The 23,370-nt window shown below is 30.7% G+C and carries 27 protein-coding genes, 2 tRNA genes and 1 pseudogene; 19 read left to right on the top strand and 11 right to left on the bottom strand.

Features of this window, described 5'->3' with window-relative positions; genetic code table 11:
* Positions 1 to 221: 221 nt before the first annotated feature.
* The 3 genes and pseudogenes from Q9968_RS07910 to Q9968_RS07900 form a co-directional block, all read right to left on the bottom strand.
* Positions 222 to 1,501, bottom strand: a pseudogene (locus tag Q9968_RS07910) (oligosaccharide repeat unit polymerase family protein).
* A 12-nt stretch (positions 1,502 to 1,513) separates the two neighbouring features.
* Positions 1,514 to 2,287 (bottom strand): adhesin, encoded by a 774-nt coding sequence (locus Q9968_RS07905; RefSeq protein WP_305515183.1) that lies wholly within the window; start codon positions 2,285 to 2,287, stop codon positions 1,514 to 1,516.
* A gap of 8 nt (positions 2,288 to 2,295) precedes the next feature.
* Positions 2,296 to 2,463: a 4Fe-4S binding protein gene (locus Q9968_RS07900; RefSeq protein WP_342765952.1), complete on the bottom strand. Its 168-nt coding sequence runs from the start codon at positions 2,461 to 2,463 to the stop codon at positions 2,296 to 2,298.
* 143 nt (positions 2,464 to 2,606) lie between these two features.
* Here Q9968_RS07900 and Q9968_RS07895 point away from each other — a divergent pair, with 143 nt between their 5' ends.
* The 13 genes from Q9968_RS07895 to Q9968_RS07835 all read left to right on the top strand — a co-directional run bounded on the left by Q9968_RS07895 (position 2,607) and on the right by Q9968_RS07835 (position 15,119).
* Complete coding sequence (locus Q9968_RS07895; protein WP_305515181.1) at positions 2,607 to 2,960, top strand: hypothetical protein; 354 nt, start codon at positions 2,607 to 2,609, stop codon at positions 2,958 to 2,960.
* Positions 2,961 to 3,130: 170 nt separating this feature from the next.
* Complete coding sequence (locus tag Q9968_RS07890) at positions 3,131 to 3,841, top strand: DUF2162 domain-containing protein (protein WP_305515179.1); 711 nt, start codon at positions 3,131 to 3,133, stop codon at positions 3,839 to 3,841.
* A 9-nt stretch (positions 3,842 to 3,850) separates the two neighbouring features.
* A complete protein-coding gene (locus Q9968_RS07885; protein ID WP_305515177.1) occupies positions 3,851 to 4,495 on the top strand; it encodes a MotA/TolQ/ExbB proton channel family protein in 645 nt (214 codons plus the stop codon).
* A 7-nt stretch (positions 4,496 to 4,502) separates the two neighbouring features.
* A complete protein-coding gene (locus tag Q9968_RS07880) occupies positions 4,503 to 4,823 on the top strand; it encodes a DUF2149 domain-containing protein (RefSeq protein WP_305515175.1) in 321 nt (106 codons plus the stop codon).
* A gap of 101 nt (positions 4,824 to 4,924) precedes the next feature.
* On the top strand, positions 4,925 to 5,242 hold the full coding sequence (locus Q9968_RS07875; protein ID WP_305515170.1) for a transcription factor S: 318 nt from the start codon (positions 4,925 to 4,927) through the stop codon (positions 5,240 to 5,242).
* 159 nt (positions 5,243 to 5,401) lie between these two features.
* Positions 5,402 to 5,551 carry a hypothetical protein gene (locus tag Q9968_RS07870; RefSeq protein ID WP_305515168.1) on the top strand — a complete coding sequence of 50 codons (150 nt, stop codon included), beginning with the start codon at positions 5,402 to 5,404 and terminating at the stop codon, positions 5,549 to 5,551.
* A 61-nt stretch (positions 5,552 to 5,612) separates the two neighbouring features.
* Positions 5,613 to 7,169, top strand: a complete 1,557-nt coding sequence (locus Q9968_RS07865) for a ClC family H(+)/Cl(-) exchange transporter (RefSeq protein ID WP_305515167.1) — start codon at positions 5,613 to 5,615, stop codon at positions 7,167 to 7,169.
* Between the two features lie 708 nt (positions 7,170 to 7,877).
* Positions 7,878 to 9,248, top strand: a complete 1,371-nt coding sequence (locus Q9968_RS07860) for a TldD/PmbA family protein (protein ID WP_305515166.1) — start codon at positions 7,878 to 7,880, stop codon at positions 9,246 to 9,248.
* Positions 9,249 to 9,806: a TIGR00296 family protein gene (locus Q9968_RS07855; RefSeq protein ID WP_305515164.1), complete on the top strand. Its 558-nt coding sequence runs from the start codon at positions 9,249 to 9,251 to the stop codon at positions 9,804 to 9,806.
* A gap of 1,141 nt (positions 9,807 to 10,947) precedes the next feature.
* Positions 10,948 to 11,070, top strand: a complete 123-nt coding sequence (locus Q9968_RS07850) for a transposase (protein ID WP_305515162.1) — start codon at positions 10,948 to 10,950, stop codon at positions 11,068 to 11,070.
* A gap of 863 nt (positions 11,071 to 11,933) precedes the next feature.
* The gene (locus Q9968_RS07845; protein ID WP_305515160.1) at positions 11,934 to 12,380 is read left to right on the top strand and encodes a hypothetical protein; all 447 of its coding nucleotides are present in this window, start codon (positions 11,934 to 11,936) and stop codon (positions 12,378 to 12,380) included.
* On the top strand, positions 12,346 to 12,981 hold the full coding sequence (locus Q9968_RS07840; RefSeq protein ID WP_305515158.1) for a hypothetical protein: 636 nt from the start codon (positions 12,346 to 12,348) through the stop codon (positions 12,979 to 12,981). The genes Q9968_RS07845 and Q9968_RS07840 overlap by 35 nt, the downstream gene beginning before the upstream one ends.
* 59 nt (positions 12,982 to 13,040) lie before the next feature.
* Positions 13,041 to 15,119: a DEAD/DEAH box helicase gene (locus Q9968_RS07835; RefSeq protein WP_305515156.1), complete on the top strand. Its 2,079-nt coding sequence runs from the start codon at positions 13,041 to 13,043 to the stop codon at positions 15,117 to 15,119.
* A gap of 14 nt (positions 15,120 to 15,133) precedes the next feature.
* Here Q9968_RS07835 and Q9968_RS07830 read toward each other — a convergent pair whose 3' ends face one another.
* Together Q9968_RS07830 and Q9968_RS07825 are read right to left on the bottom strand one after the other, a co-directional pair.
* Complete coding sequence (locus Q9968_RS07830; RefSeq protein WP_305515155.1) at positions 15,134 to 15,439, bottom strand: DUF2098 domain-containing protein; 306 nt, start codon at positions 15,437 to 15,439, stop codon at positions 15,134 to 15,136.
* A 12-nt stretch (positions 15,440 to 15,451) separates the two neighbouring features.
* Positions 15,452 to 15,733, bottom strand: coding sequence for a PRC-barrel domain-containing protein (locus tag Q9968_RS07825; protein ID WP_305515153.1), 282 nt, complete (start codon positions 15,731 to 15,733; stop codon positions 15,452 to 15,454).
* 92 nt (positions 15,734 to 15,825) lie between these two features.
* On the opposite strand from Q9968_RS07825, the gene Q9968_RS07820 reads away from it, so the two are divergent.
* Both Q9968_RS07820 and deoC read left to right on the top strand, forming a co-directional pair.
* Positions 15,826 to 17,490 carry a tRNA uridine(34) 5-carboxymethylaminomethyl modification radical SAM/GNAT enzyme Elp3 gene (locus Q9968_RS07820; RefSeq protein ID WP_305515152.1) on the top strand — a complete coding sequence of 555 codons (1,665 nt, stop codon included), beginning with the start codon at positions 15,826 to 15,828 and terminating at the stop codon, positions 17,488 to 17,490.
* Positions 17,491 to 17,543: 53 nt separating this feature from the next.
* Entirely contained in the window at positions 17,544 to 18,281 is a 738-nt protein-coding gene (gene deoC, locus Q9968_RS07815) for a deoxyribose-phosphate aldolase (protein ID WP_305515151.1), read from the top strand.
* A gap of 131 nt (positions 18,282 to 18,412) precedes the next feature.
* On the opposite strand, the gene Q9968_RS07810 is transcribed toward deoC, so the two are convergent.
* Positions 18,413 to 18,485 (bottom strand) — tRNA-Phe (locus Q9968_RS07810).
* Between the two features lie 3 nt (positions 18,486 to 18,488).
* Positions 18,489 to 18,560: transfer RNA gene (locus Q9968_RS07805), tRNA-Val, on the bottom strand.
* Between the two features lie 56 nt (positions 18,561 to 18,616).
* On the opposite strand from Q9968_RS07805, the gene Q9968_RS07800 reads away from it, so the two are divergent.
* Positions 18,617 to 18,967: a hypothetical protein gene (locus tag Q9968_RS07800; protein WP_305515149.1), complete on the top strand. Its 351-nt coding sequence runs from the start codon at positions 18,617 to 18,619 to the stop codon at positions 18,965 to 18,967.
* Positions 18,968 to 19,110: 143 nt separating this feature from the next.
* On the top strand, positions 19,111 to 19,629 hold the full coding sequence (locus Q9968_RS07795; RefSeq protein WP_305515147.1) for a hypothetical protein: 519 nt from the start codon (positions 19,111 to 19,113) through the stop codon (positions 19,627 to 19,629).
* Positions 19,630 to 19,739: 110 nt separating this feature from the next.
* Here Q9968_RS07795 and dmpI read toward each other — a convergent pair whose 3' ends face one another.
* On the bottom strand, positions 19,740 to 19,928 hold the full coding sequence (dmpI, locus tag Q9968_RS07790; RefSeq protein WP_305515145.1) for a 4-oxalocrotonate tautomerase DmpI: 189 nt from the start codon (positions 19,926 to 19,928) through the stop codon (positions 19,740 to 19,742).
* Between the two features lie 64 nt (positions 19,929 to 19,992).
* On the opposite strand from dmpI, the gene Q9968_RS07785 reads away from it, so the two are divergent.
* On the top strand, positions 19,993 to 20,451 hold the full coding sequence (locus Q9968_RS07785; protein ID WP_305515143.1) for a deoxyuridine 5'-triphosphate nucleotidohydrolase: 459 nt from the start codon (positions 19,993 to 19,995) through the stop codon (positions 20,449 to 20,451).
* Positions 20,448 to 21,977, top strand: coding sequence for a thiamine pyrophosphate-binding protein (locus tag Q9968_RS07780; protein ID WP_305515141.1), 1,530 nt, complete (start codon positions 20,448 to 20,450; stop codon positions 21,975 to 21,977). Before Q9968_RS07785 ends, Q9968_RS07780 begins: the two co-directional genes overlap by 4 nt.
* Here Q9968_RS07780 and Q9968_RS07775 read toward each other — a convergent pair.
* From Q9968_RS07775 to Q9968_RS07765, 3 genes are read right to left on the bottom strand one after another with little or no spacing between them, the layout of a single operon-like run.
* Positions 21,943 to 22,221 carry a hypothetical protein gene (locus Q9968_RS07775; RefSeq protein ID WP_305515139.1) on the bottom strand — a complete coding sequence of 93 codons (279 nt, stop codon included), beginning with the start codon at positions 22,219 to 22,221 and terminating at the stop codon, positions 21,943 to 21,945. The genes Q9968_RS07780 and Q9968_RS07775 overlap by 35 nt on opposite strands.
* On the bottom strand, positions 22,214 to 22,750 hold the full coding sequence (locus Q9968_RS07770; protein ID WP_305515137.1) for a DUF2953 domain-containing protein: 537 nt from the start codon (positions 22,748 to 22,750) through the stop codon (positions 22,214 to 22,216). Before Q9968_RS07770 ends, Q9968_RS07775 begins: the two co-directional genes overlap by 8 nt.
* A gap of 29 nt (positions 22,751 to 22,779) precedes the next feature.
* Positions 22,780 to 23,208 carry a GerW family sporulation protein gene (locus Q9968_RS07765; protein WP_305515135.1) on the bottom strand — a complete coding sequence of 143 codons (429 nt, stop codon included), beginning with the start codon at positions 23,206 to 23,208 and terminating at the stop codon, positions 22,780 to 22,782.
* Between the last annotated feature and the right edge of the window lie 162 nt (positions 23,209 to 23,370).

Here is a 23,370-nt window from a genome sequence, read left to right as displayed (position 1 = left end):
TTTCTGTTTACATTGGATGTATTACCTAAAAGTATTATTTTTGTTAATTTACATAATATCAAATTTTTCGGGAGTTCTGTTTAATATAATGGTTAATAAAACAGATATTCTTCAATTTGACATTATAATGTTATTCATATTTCATTATATAAATGTTATTAAAATAATACTTTTTAGTATTATTTCAAATTGTTAGTAATACTGAAATGTCAAAAATGAGCTTAATTTCTTGCAATTTTGATGTTTATTAAATAAATAAAAATAGCTATTATGAAATATAACAGAACTTGAATGTCTAAAATTCCGGTTTCAATGCCTAAAATGGAGTATGTTAAAATCAATGAGTAAATTCCAATATAAAAGTAATTTTTGGTAATCTGTATGATTTTAAATCCTATGCCTAACGTAAAACCTAAAAGTAACATTTCAGCAAAGACACCTAATTTGCCGAAATCAACTACCATTTGTCCAATCAATGTTGGGGTCACGGTTACTTCAGTTCTCCATGCAATAAGTTTTCCAACCATCATCCTTGGTCCTAAATCACTTCCTGGAATGGAACTTGTAAGCATATGTCCATGGGTAAGGCCAAAGTTACCACCAAGAAAATCAAGTAGGTTTAAAACATGTAGTGTAAAGTCAGCTCTTGACTGTAAAGTATAGAGCGGACTAGTTGATGAGGTTATTGTCATCTCACCTAATGAACGAAAATATCCAATTCCAATTATTGCACCTATTCCAATCATTGCACCAATTACAACTTCCCAAAGAGAAACAATATTTCCGTAGAAACCTATGATAATTATGATAAGAAATGTTGCAAGTAGTGGAGTTCTATATCCTAAAAGCAATAAAAATGCACAGTCAATAAATAATAAAATTAGGAATCTGAATCTTGCTTGTGGTCGGGTAATTTTTCCATCTTGAAAATCGTTCAAATATGCACTGGCTATTAAACATGTTGCCGGAATAATTAAAAATGCCGGCATGGTAAATGCGGGCTTCAATAAATATCTAATCGATGGTTTTAAAAGTGGAATTCCTCCAACTGAGGCAATGCAGATAAAGAAGAATGCTATACTAATTAACATTAAGCAAAAACCAATAGAATAAATATCTTTTCGCTTAAATTTAAGAATATTTTTTACATTACTGTTTATAAAATACCTTGGAAGAATGCAGGATCCAATAAAAAATCCAATAAAAGCAATGATTAATGTGATGACCAAACTATTTGATGGGGGGTTCATAGATAATAATAAAAACAATCCAAATAAGAAAAGCACAATCAATGGATTGAAAATATGATTTTTCAATATGGCATTTTTATTTAAAAAGCTTAAAAATTTTCACTGGGATAAAATCTTTTAAAATAGCTGTTAACCCAATGTTTTTCAAGAAATCCTAAAATGGCAAAAATGAATGTAAATAAGAAAGATTCATGAAATTTATCACAAATCTTATTTATTTTTGAAGTTAAAGTTGAATAAATCATACTCATAGTCTACACAACTTAAAATTTCCGTATATTGACAACATCAAAGTTTTCACTAATCTCTTTTATTTGACTGTCGGTCGAATCATAAATTCTAATGGTAATGTAATCAGTTAATGCATCGACATTTCCTAAAATGGAATCCGCATCATTTAGGTTGTCTTTCGTTGCTTGTTTAATTACTAATTGATTATCATTGTCACTGGGTGCTGTTTTAATGGACACTTGCTTATCTGCTGAGAGTTTATTTGCAATTTCCTGTGTATCTTTTGTGTTAAGTGAATCGAGGGTTACAGTTGCAGTAAGCTCATAATTGGCGTCATTTGAAATTTTGCCTGTTAAATCTTTAAGAGAGGTAATTTCTTCAGGTTTAACTTTAATTTCGCATAAGTTTTTATATTTGTCACCATTGCTTTCTAAACTAATATGGTCTATGTAAACATCAGCATTAGGAACGTTTTTATACAATCCCACTAAATAAGTGTGGTTATTTGATCTGACGAGTAATTTGACCTCATTTCCATTATTGTCATCTTCCCAAATAACAGTGCCCTTTAAGGTTGTCGGATTGCCGTTGGTGGAATTGAAACCTTTAACAGTAGCGTTTACGATAAATCCATCTTTATAGTATTTAAGGTAAGTGTCTGGTATTTTGTTAATTGTTGATTCATCAAAAGCGGTTTTCTGTAAGCTGGATGAATCGTCTGTTGTAATGTGGATAAATGCAAATGCAATGCCACATATCACTAAAATTATAATTATATAGTCAATTATTGTAAATTTCATTTTCATAATTAATCCTAATCTTCGTATAATGCTCCAACAGGGCAAACATCAACGCATTCACCACAATTAGTGCATTTATCATCATCAATAATGATTTTATATGCTCGTCTACTTATAGCCTCTTCCACACACACATCAATACAGTCTTCACAAACTCCGCATTCTTCCATATCCACTTTCAATTAGTACACCATCTGAATTTTTAAAAAAATACATTTTAATTTAACTACCTTAATATTTATATATTTTATTAATACTTAATTTATTAGGTTTTCCTAAAGTTTTAATATAATAAATTCCATATTTAATTAATAGGTGTAATATAATGATTTTTAACAAGGGCATTTCAATAGTGTTATCCGGTGTGTTTTTATTGTTTTTAGCATTATTATTTTCGACAATATCTGTAATGTTTTTAAATGGAGGATTACTTCCTGTTATCGGTATTGTAATGTTTGTAATTTTTTATTTTATTACAAGGACGTTCTATAACTATTTAAGAAATGATGACCAATATAAAAATAACCGTAGGGTATCTTCAGATATGCCCGGTGAAAAATACATTACTAAAGGGGAATCCGATATTAAAAAAGTATTCATTGTTGCTTGGTTGATTGTGATTACAATATTGGTTTCAGTTGCATTATGGTTGTATTCATTTAATAATGGTTTGGTATAATTTTTTTACATTTTCAAAATATAACCATTCCTAGAAACTTAAGATTTTTTATTTTTTTTATCATTGTTTATTCATTGAAAATTGCTAATTTTGATTTATTTTGCTTTAATCCGTTATTATTTATTTTAATACTTTATTAATTAATTTTAATTTATTATGGAGAATTTACTATGGATATGATGAGTGTTTTATGGCAGGTTGGAATCTTTGCGTCTGTTTTAGTTTTTGGAATTAAGATAGGACTCGCTTCAGGATTGGCTAATTTGCCTAAAAAATTATTTACCGTAATTTGCATTGCTTATGGTGGAGGTGTTGTGCTTATTTCTGCTATTGCTTCACTTTACTCTGAACAGTTAGTTCAAGCAATCTACAGTTATAATACAATATTTTACATTATGATGGCATCAATAATGATTATTGCAGGATTATTCACAATAAGAGAGTGGAAAATACATGATAAAAATACTTCAACTGCAACTTCTTTAGCTATTATTGCTCCTTGTCCTTGTTGTTTTGGTTCAATTATTGCAAGTGTTTTAATTGTTGCACCAACAATTGGGGTTAGTTCTCTTAATTTAAGTTGGTATGCTGCTGGAGCACTTGTTGCTGTGATGATTGTAACTTATTTTGCATCAAATACTATTGTTAAAGTTATTAACAGGCCTTATCCTATTGTTTTAGGTAATTTCATGTTATTGCTTGGTGCATATTTCTTACTTTCAGCAATTGTTATACCAAATATTGCGGGAGCATTATCAAAAACAACAAGTCCAATTACAATGAGTTCTCCTCAAGACTTACTCATGATAGTCATAGCATTTGCTATTTTACTATTTTGCGGTATGGTTTTAACTAAAAGAGGTAAAAGTATTTTAGAATAGGTGAAAAATATGGCTTTAAATATACCGGGTGGAGAGTTTTTAACAGGTTCTCTTGATGTGATATCCCAGAGTTTGACAATACCAGTTTTGATTATTTTAATTGTTATTGTTATTATTTCCATTATTACATTAGGTGGGGCTATTGCAGAGTATACATCAAGACGTAAAGTTCCAATTGGAACCATAAGAGATTTAATATATGATATTAATGCTACAGATTCTATTGAATCATTAAAAAATGTAATTTCAAATGCTAAAATTCCTAAATCACAAAAAAAAGTTTTACTTGAAATAGCTTCTTCAAGTGAACTTGGCGATACTTCCAGAGAAGCTTTAGCACGTAAATTATTCGAGTTTGAAGAAGAAAAAACTATGAATACTTTACAAAATACTGATATTATTACTCGTATTGGACCAACATTAGGGTTGATGGGTACTTTAATTCCAATGGGTCCGGGTCTTGCAGCATTAGGTGCGGGAGATATTAATACATTGGCATCATCCTTAACAGTTGCATTTAACACTACTATTGTAGGTATTGGTTCAGGTGCATTATGTTACGTTATTGGAAAAATCCGTTCCGGATGGTATGATAGATACTTATCAGATTTAGATGCTTTAATTGACACAGTATTAGATAAAATGAATGAATAGTGGTTTTATGGTAAGAAAACATAGTAGACGTAGGTCTAAACGTGTCGAAGAAGACCCGATGACTGGTACATCTAACCTTGTAGATGCGATGCTGGTTATTGCTGTTGGTTTTTTAGTTTTTGTTATCATAAGTTGGAACATGCAAGCTATGATTGATCCGGACCATAATGTTCAAGAACAAATGCAGAAACAAATGACTGAAGTAGACCAAGGTCAACAATTAAACGAGACTCCAGACACTTCAAATAGTTCTGGTCAAGGTTATACTGAAATGGGTAAAGTTTATAAAGACCCCGCTACAGGTAAGCTGATAATGGTGGAGGGCTAAGCCTTCCACATATAACTTTTTTTTCTTTTTTTAACCGATTATTTTATAAACTTGTTTTTCTAAATGTAATATTTACTAATTTTTTAATGGTGTTTTTTAATATGGAATTCTGTCCTGATTGTGGTGCAATGTTAATGCCTAAAAAAGGCAAAATCAAATGTAAATGTGGATATGGGAAAGATTTAACTAAAAATGATATTGAAGAGCAATATACATTTGAAGGAGATAAAAATCCTCAATCTAAAGTCATTGTGACTGACAATAAAAATGTTGCACTCCCAACTACAAAAATAACATGTTATAAATGTGGGGGGACAAAAGGTTATTGGTGGACAGTGCAAACAAGATCTGCTGATGAAGCGCCAACTAATTTTATCCGTTGTGCAAAGTGCGGAAATACTTGGCGAAGTTCTAATTAGAAATGCCTTGTTTTCATGATAGTTTATCAATTGTAAAATTGTTATGCTTAATGTTAACTTCTCCATTAATTAAGGGCCTTTGTCTTTTTAAATAATTTAAACTTTGATAAATGCTGGGATAAAAGTATACAATGTCTTGCAAGGATATACCAATATTTTATGGACCGGGCTGAAAAAGATAAACCTGAATGTGAACATTATGATGCAATCGCAAAACCATTAGCACTTGCACCATGCGCTTCTGATGGACATATTGTTTTTTTAAAATGTGTTGGTATTTATCAACTAAAAATGAATGCGTGTTTTTAAATTTAAGAAAGAGGAATGTTTCGAAATTAATTTATACTATTTGGGATATAAAGTATGACTAATGAAAAATCTTGAGAAAACATTAAGGTCTGTAAGTGAAAATCCAAAATATATTTTTAGATTAACCGTCCAAGGTGTTCTAGTTGGTTTTTTTGCAGGTTTAATGGTATGCTTATATAGATGGTTGCTTGCAGGTTCTGAAAGTGTTTTAAGAGGTTATTTAAGCATAATAAAGGGAAACATATTTTTCATTGTCTTATTTTTCATAGTTCTGGCAATTTTAGGTCTTTTAATAGATTGGCTAACTAAATGGGAAGCTGATTCAGCCGGAAGCGGAATACCTCAAGTTTATGCTGAGGTAAAAGGACACATGGAAGCAAATTGGGCAAAAGTATTATTTTCTAAAGTTGTCTCTGGAGTTTTAACTGCAATTGGCGGGCTGTCTTTAGGTCCTGAAGGTCCATCAGTTCAAATTGGAGGTATGGCCGGAAAAGGTATTGCAAAAATTTTTAAAGGATCAAAAACAGATGAATTGAGATTAATTCTTGTTGGTTCTGCAGTGGGTATTACAGCCGCTTTTAATGCACCTTTAGCTGGGGTGATATTCGTTTTTGAAGAAATTAATCATGGATTTGACAAAACTCTAGTTTTTATTGCATTAGTTTCAGCCATTGTTTCAGATTTCATATCAAAGATTATTTTTGGCCAATCCACCATACTTAATTTCCCAGTTTTAGATATTCCTTTAGATTCATATTGGGTTTTAATCATTTTAGGGGTTATTATTGGTCTTTTAGGTTATGGTTATAATATTGGACTGATTAAATCAAGTGATGTGCTGAATAATCTTAAAATTCCATCATGGCTTAAATTTGTATTGGTATTCATGCTTTCCGGTGTTGTAGCATTATTAATTCCGGAGATTAGTGATGGCGGACACTTTATGATGGATATATTGGATGTAGCTATTCCTTCACTAAGTGTATTATTGGCATTATTGGTTTTAAAATATCTCTTTTCAATGTTTTCATTCTCATCTGGAGCTCCGGGAGGTATATTTTTACCAATTTTGGTATTAGGAGCGTATATTGGAGCTATTTTTGGCTCTGTCGTGGTTCCGGCATTTGGATGGCAGCATGATTTAATTTATAGATTTATAATTATTTCAATGGCAGGATTTTTTGCAGCAACTGTCAGGTCTCCAATTACAGGAATAGTTCTTTTAGCTGAGATGTCAGGGTCAACGGAATCGTTGGTAGCTATGATTTTTGTTTCCTTAATAGCTTATGTTGTTCCAACACTTCTTGGAAACGAACCAATTTATGAATCACTTTATGATAGGTTATTGTTAAATAAAAATAAGGAATTGGTTAAAAAACCTTCAAAACATGTATTGTCAGAATATATAGTTCCTTTAGATTGTAATTATATTAATTTTAAAATTAAAGATATTCCTTTCCCTAAAAATGCAATTGTAGTGTCAGTTATAAGAAATGGAAAGTATATGATTCCAACTGAGGATTTTAATATTATATACAGTGATCAGATACATGTTTTAACTGATAGTAATGACTATCCATATGTGCGCCAAGAGATTGAAGAGTTATTCGGTGGTTGAATATTTCAATATTTATTCACAATTTTACTTTTCAAATGATCTTACATAAAATAAACGGATAATCCTATATGAAAAATAAAAATATGTCATCAAAGACTAAACAATTTTCCTGGAAAGAAATTTGGCATATGCAACAAGAGCAGGATATAACTCATCCATAAAACACTTTGAATCTTGTATAGGAAAAACTATTGATGAAATGATATCAATTACAAAACAAGAAAAAAATTAGATTGAATCTGTCCAATAAATAATTTTTTCTAAGTTTTTTATTAAATGCTTCTAAAAAAATTCTTATTTCATGTTTTTTATTTTTAAAAATAGTTAATTATAAGTATGTGAGAAGATAAATAGTTATTTAACAACACGAAACCAAAACACTTCTCACATTTTATTTTTATACACTTTGTGACACTTAAATGTTTTGGTTTTGTTTTAGTAGTTTAGGTGTTTTGATATTTTATGACTTTAGTTTATAATAATGCTTCTTGTGAACAGGCTCTTTCAAAAAACTATGCCAAAATCAAGGAAAAGAACATTTAAGACAACACAAGGTGTTTAAAACGAATCTGCCGCAGAGATTTGATTTGGAATGGAAATCGAAGAATCTATTTTGAAAATCAACAAAGTTTTTGAAAGAGCCTTGCAACCTTTTATTAAATATGTTATCCAATGTATACTATATATAAATATTTTATGAGTGATAACATGGAAGAATATATAAATTTATTCGAAAATATTATTGCAAAAACCACTAAAAAAGTAGATTACATGGATATCAGATTTGGAATGGGAGAAGATACTTCCCTATTAATGAAAGATGGAAATGTAGATGAAATTAACACTGGGATGAATTTAGGAGCAAGAATTAGAGTGTTGAAAAATGGAGCTTGGGGTTTTGCATATGCTACAGATTTATCAAAAATTAATGAAATTACTGAAACCGCATTAAAATTATCCAATTCACTTAAAGGAGACGTTAGTTTAAGTGAAAGTGATATAATCAAAGATAAAGTAGAAATTGATGTTAAAATACCTTTCAAAGATATTTCAATTGAAGAAAAAAAAGACATAATGAAAGAAGCTAATGATGCTGCATCAATTGACAAAGTCAACAGTACCACAGTAAGCTATGCTGATAGTGAGGTAAACGAATTATTCATGAACAGTGAGGGCAGTGAAATTCAAATCAAAACAAGCAGATGCAGAATGGCATTAAACGCATCTGCAACCAATGGAGAAATAATTCAATTCGGACATGGGAGTCTTGGTGGTGTAAGAGGATTTGAAATAATAGCTGAAGCGGATATTGAAGAATTCGGGAAAAAAATTGGTGAAAAAACTGTCAGATTGCTTGATGCCAAACCAGCGCCATCTGGAAAATTCCCAGTAATAGCTGACCCTGAGCTTACAGGAGTTTTAATCCATGAAGCTTTAGGACATGCCGTTGAAGGTGATTTAATACTTCAAAACGATTCTATCCTGAAAGACAAAATTGGTACACAAATTGCTTCAGATATTGTTAATATTTTTGATGATGCAAGCTTAAGAGAAGGATTTGGATACTATCCATATGATGTTGAAGGAGTTAAAACCAAACCAAACCAATTAGTTAAAGATGGGAAACTAATTTCACTTTTAAATTCAAGATCAACTTCATCAAAACTTGGAATGAAATCATCCGGAAATGCAAGATCCATAATTTCAGACCAACCAATCGTTAGAATGAGCAATACATTCTTACAACCTGGAGATAATGAAGTTAGTGAATTATTCGAAGACATCGATAATGGAATTTATCTTAAAGGCTCAAGAGGAGGGCAGGTTGATACTGGTAAAGGTATTTTCCAATTTAATGCTGCTGAAGGTTATTTAATTGAAAATGGTGAAATCACAACACCTTTAAGAGATGTATCATTATCCGGGAACATTTTAGAAACCCTGAAAAACATTGATGCAATAGGTAATGACTTTAAATTGAGTGTTGGATTTTGTGGAAAAGACGGTCAAACAGCACCGGTAGGTGATGGGGGACCTCATACAAGAATTTTAAATGCACTTGTTGGAGGCATGGGTTAAATGATAAGTGATAGGGCAGGAGAGTATTTAGTTAAAATAGCAAAAGAATCTATTAAACATTTTTTAAAAACAGGTACGCAATTAGAAAAACCTACTGATTATCCAATTGAATTAGATGAAGAATTGGGCGTTTTTGTAACTTTAACTAAAAACAATGAATTAAGAGGTTGTATTGGGTATGCAGAACCTATTAAGCCAGCCATTGATGCGGCAATGGAAATGGCACTAGCAGCTGCACTTGATGATCCGAGATTTCCTCAAGTAAGTGAAAGTGAATTTGAAGATTTGGATTTTGAAGTTACAGTATTGACAAAACCTGAAATGATTGTTGTAGGGCACTATAACCAATACTTTGATGAAATTGAAATTGGTCGTGACGGATTAATTATTCAAAAAGGATATGCTAGAGGATTATTGCTTCCCCAAGTAGCTGTTGAAAATGCATTTACAAAAGAAGACTTTTTAGATCACACATGTATGAAAGCAGGAATTAGTGCAGACAGCTGGATGGATGAAAGCTGTGATGTGTTTAAATTCCAGGGCCAAATTTTTAAATAGTGATGGCAATGATGATACTATAGAAAATATCAATTACTATCATTAGCTCTCTCTCTCTTAACATTTTATTAAATCAAAAAATAAAAGTGTTAAGTGGGGGAGGAAGCATTCCTAGAAACTTAAGGTTTTTCTTCTTTTTTTATTCTTAATTTTTTTACTAAATTGCTTAGTTTTTACTTATTTTAATTGATTTTACCTGTGCTTATTCTGATACTTTATTGAATAGTTTTAATTTACTTATAGTTAGTTTCAATAATTAAGCATAGTTTATTTTATATATTATTAACTATAAATATTAATATTAGTGATTAAAGTTTTTTTAGTCACTGATTAAGTTAATATGGAGGTGGACTGATGTATTATTTTGATAGATTCATCATAGATTTTTTTAAAATATTCGATTGTTTTGTGTCAAAAAAATATATTACTGAGGCCAATAGATTCATTAGGGAAAGGAAAATGAACCAAAAAGATTGTATGGTTTATATTCTTTCTCAAAGAGGATGTACAGGATTATATTGAATCGATAAGATTTTTCACATTAATGATGAAAAAAAGATTTCGAGACGATTTCAAGTCAAGCAATTGGAAAACAAAGAATGTTCATCAACCCACAGGCATTCATCGACTTAAATGAATGTTTTTATTGAGAAATTATATGGATAAATTTTCTGGATTTTACCCGTATACAGTTCCCTGTTGGTGATGAGAATTTGTTACGGGAAAAAAGAATTCGGGCAAGAGTTTCGCTTTTTAGATGTTCATTCTAAACATATTTATAACAGCAAAAATTGTTGAAACAACAGTAAAACGAAATAGATCTAGCAAATAGAACACTTAGAAAACATGAAACGTCGATTCAACATTTGAAAAATTAATCACCATTTTACGATAGAGGATATTCGTCAATTGAACTAAATGGTAAAAACCATGGATCTAAACTCTAAATTCCATAAATACGACGGCCAAAAAAATGTATTCCAACATCAAATCAAACAAATGAAAACTAATGATGAAATAATAACAATTAATCTAAACAAAATAGCAGATTAAGAAGTTTTCGTGACAAAAAATTAAAAGAAAAAGCACAGAAAATAGGAAGATTATAAAATCCGAATTGCACTAGTTGATATAGGAAAAAATGAACCATAAAATACTTGCAACAAATCTAACACCAGAAGAATTCTCAACAGAAGATTTAAAAGAATTATACAGAAAAAGATGGACAGTAGAAAACAGGATTCGACATATTAAAAAAATCTAAATCGAAAATCGAAGATTTCAATGGAACAAGAAGAACAATAATCGAACAAGATATTTTACGCACACATATTCATCTATAAACCTAGCAATAACAATTAAAAAACATGCAGAAAACCATATAAACACGAACACCAAGAAATAAAGATGAAAAAATCGTTTATCAATCAAATTTCGCAAAAATAACAGGGAACATATACCTGTATATTCTTCGACCTGATTTTTGAAACGAGACAAAAAAGAGAACAAATAATTAATTTCATAGTAAAAGAAGCCTCAAAAGAATTAACACAAGAAAAAATAGACGAAAAATATAAAAAAGCACGAAAAGCCCCGGATGTTGAAAACAAACATCCGGGAAACAAGAAAAAAACACACTAAAGACACATTAACTTTTAGTGCATTAATCTTTTCTTGTTTACCTTTTTGTTCACAATACATATATAAAGCTTACGAAAATTCAAATCCTCCTCTAAACGTGATATAACAATGTTATTAATAATGATAATAATTAAAAATTTCATCTGGAAAACCCTTAAGTTTCTAGGAATGTCTGGCACTTTCAAAAACTTGTGTGATTTGAATTTTTACTAGTTTTTGAGTCACGAAATTTTTTCGTTCTATTTTTTCTTTATTTTTAATTTAAAAGTAGTAAAATTAATATATAAGGTGGAACTTAAATATTAATATGATTAATAACAATATTAAAGCTCCATATGAATGTATGGAGTTAAAAGAATATAAACTTTCCGATTTTATTCCAGAGTTTTTTCTGAATTCCGTCAATCTGATGATCTTTCCCGATTTGGTTGTGAAAATATTGCTGATAATCTATATTAGACTGGAAAAAAGAGGTAAAACTTATTTTTGAAAAATAGAATTAGCATTTGTCCAAGATGTAAATCAACACATAATGTTAAAAATGGAACTTACGAAAGAAAACTAATTTTTTTAAGAATTGGAGAACAAATGTGCACTATTCAAAAATATAAATGCAAAAAATGCGGTAAAGTCTTTTATACAGATTTATCTTCACTTGTTTATTCTAATTCTAATATTACATTGCCTGTTGTTGATTGTATTGAGAATTTGTATCAAATTTATGGAGCTGGACTCCATAAAATACGATTTGACTTAAAAAATCAACACAACATCGAAATCTCACATCAAAGCATAGAAAACATATTATTAAACTCAAATTATCAATTTAACCATGAAAATTGGACTTATTTATGGTTTATTACTTATTCGACAGTCTTTGGGTCAAAATTAATGGAATTTGGATATTATATTTTTAGCATTATTCGATGTTAAACTAAATACTTTAGTTTCAGTCAAATTAGTCGAATCAGAAGATTCTAAGACCATTTATCAATTCTTAAACGAATCCCTAAGAAATCAAAAGAAAATATCAATAGGAACAGATTTAAAACACGAATATCAAGAAGCAATAAATAAATTAAAAGTAAAACATCATTTCTGCAAATTTCATGTAAAACAAAACATAAACAAAAGATTTAAAGACTATTTCAACAAAAACCAACTAACAGACGAAGAAAAAGAAATCTTAACAGATTTAAAACAAGATATTTATAAAATATTAGATGCAGAAACACTCAATGATGCTAAAAAACTACGAGATATTTTGATTGATAAAAAATACCCTCAAAACAACTTCACAAACAAAATTCTATGGAAATTCATCATTCCTTACTTTAAAAAATTAACGAACCACCTTGAAAACACGAATATTCCATCTACGAACAATAAAATCGAAAATATATTCCAAAAAGTATTCCCAAAACACATAAAAAGAACAATGAAAATAGAATTGGGTCTTTTAAGCCGATTCATGCTAAAACTAAATTATTGGAACATAAAAAATGAAAACAAAAAAAATCACACAAGTTTTTGAAAGAGCCATATTATACCTCCTAACAATATTTATTATATATTAATTAAAAAAATAATTAAATGATTAAAATGGAAAATTTAAGAGACGATATCAAATCAATAATCAATAGTGCGTATCCTTATATTAAGGAATTTAACCCTGCTCAAAAAGCGGTAATCGAGTCCGGTTATCTAGAAGATAAATCAAATTATATTATCTGCATTCCAACAGCTAGCGGTAAAACTGTTTTAGGAGTGCTTCCTATGCTAAAGACAATACTGGATGGCGGAAAAGCAGTTTATGCTGCACCATTACTTTCAATACAAAATGAAAAAGTGAAAGAATTTAAATCCTTTGAAGAACATGGAATTAATGTTGGTAGACACCCTGCAAGCTCTGATTTATCAGTCATGGTTTTTGAATCATTTGATGCGCTTACAAGATTTTCCTGGAACACACTAAGAGACGTTGACACATTAATCATCGATGAATTTCATATGATTGGGGAGTTTACAAGAGGACCAACTCTTGAATCAGCCATAACAAGAGCTAAAATTATCAATCCATCTATGAGAATTATTGCATTATCTGCTACTTTAAGAAATATTGAGGAAATAGAAGGCTGGCTTGAAGGAAAATGTGTTGAACATGATTATCGCCCAGTACCTCTTCACAAAAAAGTTTTAGATGCGGAGATGTTTAATACTAAAAATAAAAATGACGTTATTGTAAAAGTATTAGAAAAATCAATTAAAGACAAATCACAAGCATTGGCATTTGTTTCTACAAGGCGGTTTACCGAAAGCCTTGCAACATATGTATCTAAAAAAATCAACAAAAAAATCAATTTAAAACAAAGAGAACAATTTAAAAAAGTCTCTGATAGAATATTGGAAGTTCCAAAAAAGAAAGGTTCACTTCCAACAAGCACATGTGTTAAATTAGCTGAAAGCCTTGAACATGGTATTGCATTCCACCATGCAGGATTGTTTAATGAACAAAAAGAAATTATTGAAGATGAATTTAGAAATGGCAATATTTTAATGATTACTGCAACTCCAAGTTTAATGTATGGAGTTAACTTACCTTCAAAAACAGTTGTAATTAGAGATACTACTCGTTGGACTGGAAATGGACCTCAACCAATACCTGTCTTTGATTATGAACAAATGTCCGGTAGGGCTGGAAGGCCCCAATACGATGATGTAGGATATTCTTACTTAGTTGCTAAAACTATGGATGAAGCTTCAAACCTGCAAGACTATTACGTTGAAGGAGAAATTGAATTAACTAACTCTAAACTTGTTGACAATAAAGATGCAATCTACAAACAAATTATTGCCCAAATAAATTCATCACTTTCCAAAAATCTTGATGAGCTAACTGACTTTTTTGGAAAAACATTATACGGTTATCAAATGACCAATAATCCTTCAATGGCATTATTCGCAGAAGACAGCATCAAATATGAACTTGAAAATGCAATAGACTTTCTACTTCAAAATAGAATCATAAGAGCAACACCTGAAGGATTAGCAACGACTGATTTTGGTAATTTAATAGCCAAATCCAATTATTCAGTTGAAACTGCCGTTAAAATTAAAGAATATGTTTCAAGCATTGATAAAATTAATGTTAGTGAGTTTATTTATGCATTATGTGAAACTCCTGATGTGCCATTGATCTCGTTTAAAGGAAGAAAATCAAAAGATCCTGTTCTTGACAAATTATCTGAAGAGGGATTATTTGCAGTTGACATTGGAAACATTGAAGCTACTGCCGTGTCATTAATGGAATGGGTTGATGAGAGAAATGAATATGAAATTGAAAATAAATATAATGTTTATTCCGCATCAACTAGAAGATCTGCTTATGAAGCATCACGCCTTGTTAAATTTGCAAAGGATACATCAGAGGTCTTAGGAAATTATTCAAAATTAAAAGACTTTGACTTTTTATCTGCCAGATTATATTACGGCGTGAAAGAAGACATTATTCCATTAGTGGTTGGCGTTAAAAGACTTGGAAGAAAAAGAGCTAGAAATTTAGTCAATATCTTTGGAAATGACTTAAGTGGCATTTCTGAAAATGAACTGCAAAAAGTTGAAGGCATTGGTCCTAAATTAGCTGAGAAAATAAGTTTATTTGCAAAAAATTAAAAAAAGGTGGGTTTTTAACCTCCCCCTTCAGCAACATTAGAATCTAATTCAATATCTTCCAATTTTCTTGCTTTTTCTTTCATTGCATCGATGTCAATTTCACCATCATCTTCCCTATCATAAAAGGAAGATTTTTTAATGTCCTTTTCTTCAAGCAATTCAACTAAATCGGAACGATACCATAATTCGGTTTTATCAAGCATTACCCATTCTGAGCCACTTTCTGATTTTAAATCAATGACCTTACCCATTGTTCCTGTGTCAACATATCTAACATGAGAATCTAGAGTAATTTCCAATCCCCTTGCATCAAAAACCATATTAATACCTGGCTATTCTTCAACTTCAATTTCAACAGTTTTAACTTCTTCGTCTTCTTCTACTTCTTCATTTTCGTATGTGATTTCAGTGCTTAAGATAACATATGCACCGATAGTTGCAATATCTTCAAAGCTGATTTCGAGTTCATCTTTAGAGAAAATATTTTTTTGCAAGGTTAAAGTGATTGTGTCAATTTTACCAGTTTCAGTGTCAAAATCAACATTATCAACTCTTCCGACTACATTTGCATTTTTGTCTAAAACGGTAGATCCGATAAATTCTTTAATTTTCATGATTTCACCTTTTATATATAATGTATAAATCATTAAATATTTAAATAAATTGTACATATAAGTTTAACTATTTAAATTATGAGGATTGAAAAATGGAAAATGCATGTCAAATTATAATTAATGACATTCTTAACGGCAAAATCACAACTAGAAGAGAGCTAGAAGTTGAAAAAAGACAATTATGTCGTGATTTGAAATTATCCAAGTTCATGAGCAATGCAGACATCTTAGAATTTGCAAAACCTGAAGAAAAGGAAATTATTTCTGGATTTTTAAAGAAAAAACCAACAAGAACAATGTCGGGGGTTGCAATAGTGGCAGTAATGTGCCACCCACATAAATGCCCTCATGGAAGATGTATTTATTGTCCGGAAAGTGATATTGCTCCTCCCAGCTATACTGGTGAAGAACCGGCCGCACTTAGAGGTAGGATGTATGAATATCATCCATATATCCAATGTTTTAACCGTTTGAAACAACTTAAAAAAATTGGCCATCCAATTGATAAAGTTGAATTAATTATAATGGGAGGAACTTTCCCTTCAAGAGATTTATCATATCAAGAATGGTTTGTTTCACAATGCCTAAAGGCAATGTGCGATTTTGGTTTAATAATGGAAAATAAACCAGAAAATTATGATTATAATCTTGACCGTGACGAAATTAAATTATTCGAAAAAGGGGTTTTAAAAACTTACGAACCTAACGATTATGTTTTAATTGAAGATGTTCAAAGGGTTAATGAAAATTCAAAAGTCAGATGTGTTGGCATGACCTTTGAAACACGGCCTGATTTTTGTAAAAAAGAACATATCAATAGAATGCTTAATTTTGGAGTAACAAGAGTCGAGTTAGGCGTTCAAACATTATCAGATGATTTGTACAAACGAATTAAACGTGGGCACTCTATAAATGATGTCATAGAGGCAAATCAGCTTTTAAGAGATTCATCTATCAAAGTGGCTATGCATATGATGCCTGGGTTATTTTCAAACCAAAATCAAGATTTAAAAATGTTTAAACGATTATTTAGCGATGATAATTTTAAACCAGATATGTTGAAGATTTATCCATGTCTAGTTACTAAAGGAAGCGAGTTATATGATTTATGGAAAGAGGGAAATTATAATCCATATAATGACGACGAGGCTGTTGAATTAATAACGAAAGTTAAATCAATTCTTCCAAAATGGGTTAGAACAATGAGAATTCAAAGAGATATTCCTTCAACACTTATTGAAGCGGGGGTTAAAAAATCCAATCTTGGAGAACTTGTTTACAACAATTTAGAAAAAGAGCATATAAATTGTCAGTGTATTCGTTGCCGTGAAATCGGCCATAAAAAAACATCTAGAGAATATGGTTTAGAGGATTTTGAATTGTATAGTGAAAGTTATACTGCATGTAAAGGGGAAGAGCATTTCTTATCTATTGAAGATATAAATGAAGAAAGCATTGCAGGATTTTTAAGATTACGCCTGCCATCAAAAAATCATTTTCGAGCTGAAATTAATGAATCCACAGCGCTCGTTCGGGAATTGCATGTTTATGGAAATATGATCAAAATTGGCGGTAGGAATCCTAAAATAGGTCAGCATACCGGATTTGGTGAAAGACTTCTAAAAGAGGCTGAAAATATTGCTATTGATAATGGTAAAGAAGAAATGGCCATTATTAGTGGTATTGGATCTAGAAATTATTATCGCAAATTCGATTATGAAAAAGTCGGACCATATATGATGAAAAAATTAATATAACAATATTTAAATAGGATGTTCGTATATATACTAACTAATTAAGAGAGGGTGTTATGATGTACAATATAAAAAATTCAAAAGAGTTAGCAAGTTTAATTAACTACACCAATTTAAACAACATAATTACTGAAAGTGAAATGAAAGAATTTCTTGAAAAGGCAAAAGAATTGAAGTTTAATTCAGTAGTTATTTCACCAACATATATATCATTAGCTAAAGAAGTTTTAAAAGACAGTGACGTTAAGATTGGAAGTGTGGTAGGATTTCCTTTAGGTTTTGAAGATACTGAAAGCAAAATAGCTGAAACTAAAGAATTACTTGATAAAGGAGTGGATGAAATCGAAGTAGTGATGAATTTGAGCTACCTCAAAGATGAAAAATATTCCTTACTTGAAAATGAGATAAAGCAACTCAAAGAAGTTATGGGAGACAAAGTATTAAAAGTAATTATTGAAAGTAAAGCTTTAGAAGATTATGAAAAAGCTAATGCTGCCAGAGTAGTTGAAAAAAGTGGAGCAGATTATATTAAAACATCCACCGGATTTGTAGCTCCAGGCCATATCTTTGAACATGTAAATGACATTAACATTATCCAAAAATATGCACCTCAAATAAAAATTGAAATTTATGGCGGTGTTGATGAATATAAATTTGCAAACCAAATTTTAACTGGAGGAGCAGATTTAATCGGAAGTGACAAAGGTTATGAAATTGTTAAAAGATACAAAACATTAAGAGAAAACACTCAAGTAAAACCTAAACCAATTACCTTAGGTAAAACCAGCAAATAGATTAAAAAACCCATCACCTTTTTTAATCCAATATCTCCAAGAGCATAATAAAGATTTTCTAAATTATTTTATGTTCAAAATTAAAATATTGTATCCGGAAATTAGTTATAAAAAAAGATAATAAAATAGGATGCCATGGGCCGGACTTGAACCAGCGACATCTAGATCTTCAGTCTAGCGTTCTCCCATCTGAACTACCATGGCATATGGACCGAACGAGATTCGAACTCGTGATCTCCTCCACGTCAAAGAGGAATCATACCCCTAGACCACCGGTCCTATACAACATTATATAATTAGGTTTAACTGTTCAAAACAGGTTAGAATCAAAGACAATGTCTAAACTTAAAATTGGTAAAAAAGTAACTTATAAAACAACTTATCTAAAGTTTCAATCTCAAAACTTATCTGTTTTTAAAAACAAAGTCATATTGATGGCTGAAAAATATATTCGATTGATTAATAGTTCATATACAATTATTAAAAATTCAAAAAATTATGGTAAATTTGCAAGTTTAGATGATGCAAGATTCTTTAGAGATGAATTAATAGATAATGCTTGGGATTTAGACTCAATTAAACAATTATATAAATTTGAGGATACTTATTTTGTTGTAAGTATTGATGGGAAAATAAATCTCCTTGAAAAATATAAAAGAAAACCATCACAAAAATTGATGGGATAGTTAAAAAATATAAAAGAAATCCTAATAGTTCAAAATATGGTTTAAACATTACTAAAGTCTTTGATACATTTGTTATTAAAAAACAAATTGCTGGTGAGGATTGTATCTTTGGATATTATAACTCTCTTGAAGATGCCGAATTTGTGAGGAACTTTCTTTTAGATAATCATTGGAATTTAGGTGCATTTAAACAAATCGAGTTTGACGAGGAAACAAACAGTTATAAAGTTCTAGAGGTAATTGGTGATAAGATATATGTGTTAGATTCATTTAAAACTAAAGAAGATATTAATCTTAATGAACTGCACGAGAAATTCTTAAATAAAATATTTAAACATAAACTTGGACTTGCCCAACATCCGGATTTAGATGAGCTTAGGGATAAAATCCCTGCTTTAGAAGACAAATTCAATATTGAAGTTCAGGATGAGGTTTGGTCATTTAAAGAGAGGAAAAATCCTCTAAACGATATTATATTTAACTTAACACCTTTCCAGCAAAGTGTTTATGATGAGGTTAATAACTCCAGCTTTGAAGATATTAAAAAATCATTAATTAGATTTAAATCAAAGAATTTTGATGAAAAAATCCAAAAAAACTTAGAGGATCTTATAAAATCAGATTTGATTGTTAAAAATGGCAATTATTACGCTAAAAAGTAATTTTTAAATAATATCTTTGATTAATATTGATGCGTATTTGTTATTCAAATACAAATTTCTTTTTTTGGTTTGAACTTATAGGAGAGTCATATAAACTCTCCTTTTAATTTTTATTCTCTTTCACTTAACAGTTCACCAGCTACTCCAACATTATCTGCAGGGTAAGCTTGAACTAAAACAGTAATAGCTTCAATAGGCAAATCATATGCTTCGGCTACGGTTTTAGATACATTTTTAACCATTTCTCTTTTTTTCTCAATACTTATTTTTTCATTTCCAGCAATTGTCACTACGGGCATTTTATCACCATTAAAATATATTAAGTTATCTAGATAAATAAATTATTAAAAGGATTTGATAATTATGCTTGGCGAAAAAGAACTAGTTAAACTATTTCCAGATTTTGCAGATTTAGTCCAGCCCTCTGGAATTGACTTGGAACTGGACAAGGTTTATGTTCAAAAAAGTGAAGGGTCACTTATTGACAATGAAAAAAACCTGCCTGAAATTGAAGAGCTTGAAGAGGATATATACACTTTAAAACCTCATACGGCATATCTTGCCAGTATTAAAAGGAAAATTAAAATCCCGAAAGGTTATGCAATGTTGTATTTGCCCAGATCTACTCTTTTAAGGTCATTTGTCTCTGTACAAACTGCTGTTGGGGATCCTGGATTTTATGGAACATTGATGTTTTTAATATACAATCATGGAGACTTTGAATATGAAATCAAATCGGGAGATAGAATTGCACAAGCTGTTGTGTATTCTGTTGAGGGTTCGGGAGAATATAATGGTTCTTATCAGGAGGTAAAAATGTGAACGTAGCTGATAAAATCGTTAAAATACTTGCTGAAGAAGGAATTGTCACTGTTTTTGGAATTCCTGGTGAGCAGATAATGCCTATTTATAAATCATTATCTGAAAGCGAAATTAATCATGTCTTAACACGTCATGAACAAGCAGCGGCTCATGCAGCAGATGGATTTGCAAGGTCAACAGGCAAAATTGGAGTATGCATTACAACTGCATCACCGGGCGCACTAAATGCTACAATGGCAATGGCTACCGCTTTTAAAGATAACCTCCAGGTATTGCTCCTAACTGGAGACAATGATTTAGAATACAGAGGAAGCGATTATTTCCAAACAACTCCTCAGTTTGAGATCTTTAAAAACATTACTCAAGCATCATATTATCCTTTAAATGGTACAGAAGTAATGTATGCATTGCGTGCTTCTATTTATGAGTTGAAAAACTTCCCAAAAGGTCCTATTCATATTAATTTATCAAAAGACATTCTCCTTCAAGAGGATTTCAATGATTTTGATTTATGCTATTTGTGTGATGATGACATGTCAAATCTAGGTAAGGCTCAAGAGCTGATCGATAAGGCTGAAAAGCCATTATTTATTTTAGGTGCAGGGGCAATATCATATGGAGATAACATTGAAAGGATTTCTAAGAAATATAAAATTCCAATAACAACAACCTATCATGGAAAAGGAATAATTCCTGATGAATCTCCTCTAAACTTGGGGTTATGTGGAATTCGGGCAAATCCTCAAGCTAAATATGCATTTGAAAATTCTGATTGCATAATTGGTTTAGGCATTAAAGCTAGTGAGAGGACATTGACTGAGCTTCCAGATAATTTCATTCATGTAAATATCAATAAAGATGTTTTGGTTGGGGATTATCCAATTCAGGGGCAAGTAATGGAATTCATGCTTGAAGCCAGATTTAAGGAAGTCAACTGGATTGAGGATATTTTTAAAATTGATGATTCATATCATCTAGAAGGTCTTGATGATGATTTAAAACCACAAGCTGCCATTAAAAGAATTTTAGATAAGTTCAATGACAATATTGTCGTCTCAGATGCAGGATCCCATACCACTTGGACCGCTCTTTTAAAGAAATCTTCAAAGCCAAGACAATTATTATTCTCAGGAGCCATGGCACCGATGGGTTATGGTCTTCCAGCAGCTATTGGAGCTGCCATTGCAACTGATGAGAAAATCATTGTTATCAATGGGGATGGAGACTTCCAGATGAATCTCCAGGAGCTTGCAACTATTAAAGAACAGGATTTGGATGTAATCATTTTCATCTTAAATAATTCGGAGTATGGGATTATTCGCCAATGGCAAGAGGATGTCTATGGGATGGATGCATATCAAACACAATTAAATAATCCTGATTTTGCAAAATTAGCTGCAAGTTATGGGATTGATGCTGTAAAAGTAGACAATTTAAACGATTTGGAATTGCTTTTAGATAGGAATCTAGAAGGGCCTCTTGTTGTTGAAGTTATTGTTGAGAGTGAAAATATTCCTCTTCCTTAACATATTTTTCAACAATCTCTTCTATATTTTTAACATTTCCATTTAATGGTGCAAAATAATATTGGTCATTTTCATTATAAATTATGCCAACCGGTTTTATCTCGGCAGAAGATAATCTATCTCTAATCATGGTTATTTTTGTTATAAAAACAAATGTGAATCCGCAGATTTTTTTAAACTCAATAATTTCATCTGTTTTGCATTTGAAAAACTCTTTTATGTCCTCTGCAAAATTTTCACCCATTTAAGACACTCCTTATTAATAGTCTAATCTCTTTTTTTGAAATTAACCTGATTGTTGGCATTAAAATTTTAAATGGGTAAAATTCAAATTCGTTTTCACCTTTCATGTCAAATACGCTTCCTCTGAATGATGGTTCAGCACTTATCTTCAGGTTTTTATTGGCTGAATTTATCACCGCTAAAACCCCCCAGATGATGCCTATGTATTTTCCAGTTTCAGCATAGCTTTCAAGGCCAAAAACAATGTGATTTTCTATTTTTTTAATATCAACTGTTTTTAAAATAAGCTTTAAATAATTTAGCAAGTCTTTAGAACAAGGCTTGGCCAGTTTCACTATTTCTTTAAAGTCTTTATCTTTATTTTCCTTATTTTCAAAGGGTAAATCAAGACTGTAAATTTTGATTTTTTTAAAAATTAGTATTTTTAAACATCCTTTAACTTCACTGCCAGTTTTATTATACCTGAATATTATTTTGATTCCTGTTGCAAGTAAAATAATAATAAAAAAGATGATTATTAGGATAATCACCTCTAGGATGTTTAGCATGCAGTAAAGCCCTATTCTTCTTTTGCATCATCACTGGTGCTGAATTCAGGTTCAATGTATTCTGATTCATCGTAGTATTCTTCACCAACACCTTGCTGTGTGTCTAAAAAGCTTTTTACAAGATCAGTAATTATCAATCCGATATCAGATATTGCTTTGTTGGTTTCGGTTCCTTTGCTTAAGTCAAGTACACGGACCCCTTCAGCATCGTTGCCTTTTTTAGGTATCATCACCATTGATATTGGTTCTACTCCAGCTCCAGCACCTGCCGCGTCACTACCTTGACTGCCAAGTATGTTTTCACCGGCTCCAAATCCTACTCCCATTTTCATCACTGGAATGAGAACTTTATCTTCAGTTTCAATTGGAGTTCCAATTACATTGTCCACGTTAATCAATTTGCGCAATTCTTCAACAGTTGTTTTAATATTTTCTGACATGGTTTTCACATCCTTTATATGTATATAAGTTTGGCATTTTTATTTTAAATAATTTTATATTGTATGCTCGGGTATTACTTTTTAGACTTATAATGCATAGGTTTCAAGTGTAAAATTTTAATTACACCTAATTTTAGACGTGTATTTCAAGTGTAACTTTTC

This window comes from Methanobrevibacter sp. V14 (assembly GCF_963082475.1).
GTDB lineage: Archaea > Methanobacteriota > Methanobacteria > Methanobacteriales > Methanobacteriaceae > Methanocatella.
Note: the sequence above shows the minus strand (reverse complement) of the source record. Positions and strands in the feature narration are given on the sequence as shown.

Bases quoted from the DNA above. Each gene is read 5' to 3' on its own strand.
- Q9968_RS07905 (WP_305515183.1), bottom strand. From the start codon at position 2,287: ATGAAAATGAAATTTACAATAATTGACTATATAATTATAATTTTAGTG.
- Q9968_RS07895 (WP_305515181.1), top strand. From the start codon at position 2,607: ATGATTTTTAACAAGGGCATTTCAATAGTGTTATCCGGTGTGTTTTTA.
- Q9968_RS07890 (WP_305515179.1), top strand. From the start codon at position 3,131: ATGGATATGATGAGTGTTTTATGGCAGGTTGGAATCTTTGCGTCTGTT.
- Q9968_RS07885 (WP_305515177.1), top strand. From the start codon at position 3,851: ATGGCTTTAAATATACCGGGTGGAGAGTTTTTAACAGGTTCTCTTGAT.
- Q9968_RS07880 (WP_305515175.1), top strand. From the start codon at position 4,503: ATGGTAAGAAAACATAGTAGACGTAGGTCTAAACGTGTCGAAGAAGAC.
- Q9968_RS07875 (WP_305515170.1), top strand. From the start codon at position 4,925: ATGGAATTCTGTCCTGATTGTGGTGCAATGTTAATGCCTAAAAAAGGC.
- Q9968_RS07870 (WP_305515168.1), top strand. From the start codon at position 5,402: ATGGACCGGGCTGAAAAAGATAAACCTGAATGTGAACATTATGATGCA.
- Q9968_RS07865 (WP_305515167.1), top strand. From the start codon at position 5,613: ATGAAAAATCTTGAGAAAACATTAAGGTCTGTAAGTGAAAATCCAAAA.
- Q9968_RS07860 (WP_305515166.1), top strand. From the start codon at position 7,878: ATGGAAGAATATATAAATTTATTCGAAAATATTATTGCAAAAACCACT.
- Q9968_RS07855 (WP_305515164.1), top strand. From the start codon at position 9,249: ATGATAAGTGATAGGGCAGGAGAGTATTTAGTTAAAATAGCAAAAGAA.
- Q9968_RS07850 (WP_305515162.1), top strand. From the start codon at position 10,948: ATGAACCATAAAATACTTGCAACAAATCTAACACCAGAAGAATTCTCA.
- Q9968_RS07835 (WP_305515156.1), top strand. From the start codon at position 13,041: ATGATTAAAATGGAAAATTTAAGAGACGATATCAAATCAATAATCAAT.
- Q9968_RS07830 (WP_305515155.1), bottom strand. From the start codon at position 15,439: ATGGTTTTTGATGCAAGGGGATTGGAAATTACTCTAGATTCTCATGTT.
- Q9968_RS07825 (WP_305515153.1), bottom strand. From the start codon at position 15,733: ATGAAAATTAAAGAATTTATCGGATCTACCGTTTTAGACAAAAATGCA.
- Q9968_RS07820 (WP_305515152.1), top strand. From the start codon at position 15,826: ATGGAAAATGCATGTCAAATTATAATTAATGACATTCTTAACGGCAAA.
- deoC (WP_305515151.1), top strand. From the start codon at position 17,544: ATGATGTACAATATAAAAAATTCAAAAGAGTTAGCAAGTTTAATTAAC.
- Q9968_RS07800 (WP_305515149.1), top strand. From the start codon at position 18,617: ATGTCTAAACTTAAAATTGGTAAAAAAGTAACTTATAAAACAACTTAT.
- dmpI (WP_305515145.1), bottom strand. From the start codon at position 19,928: ATGCCCGTAGTGACAATTGCTGGAAATGAAAAAATAAGTATTGAGAAA.
- Q9968_RS07785 (WP_305515143.1), top strand. From the start codon at position 19,993: ATGCTTGGCGAAAAAGAACTAGTTAAACTATTTCCAGATTTTGCAGAT.
- Q9968_RS07775 (WP_305515139.1), bottom strand. From the start codon at position 22,221: ATGGGTGAAAATTTTGCAGAGGACATAAAAGAGTTTTTCAAATGCAAA.
- Q9968_RS07765 (WP_305515135.1), bottom strand. From the start codon at position 23,208: ATGTCAGAAAATATTAAAACAACTGTTGAAGAATTGCGCAAATTGATT.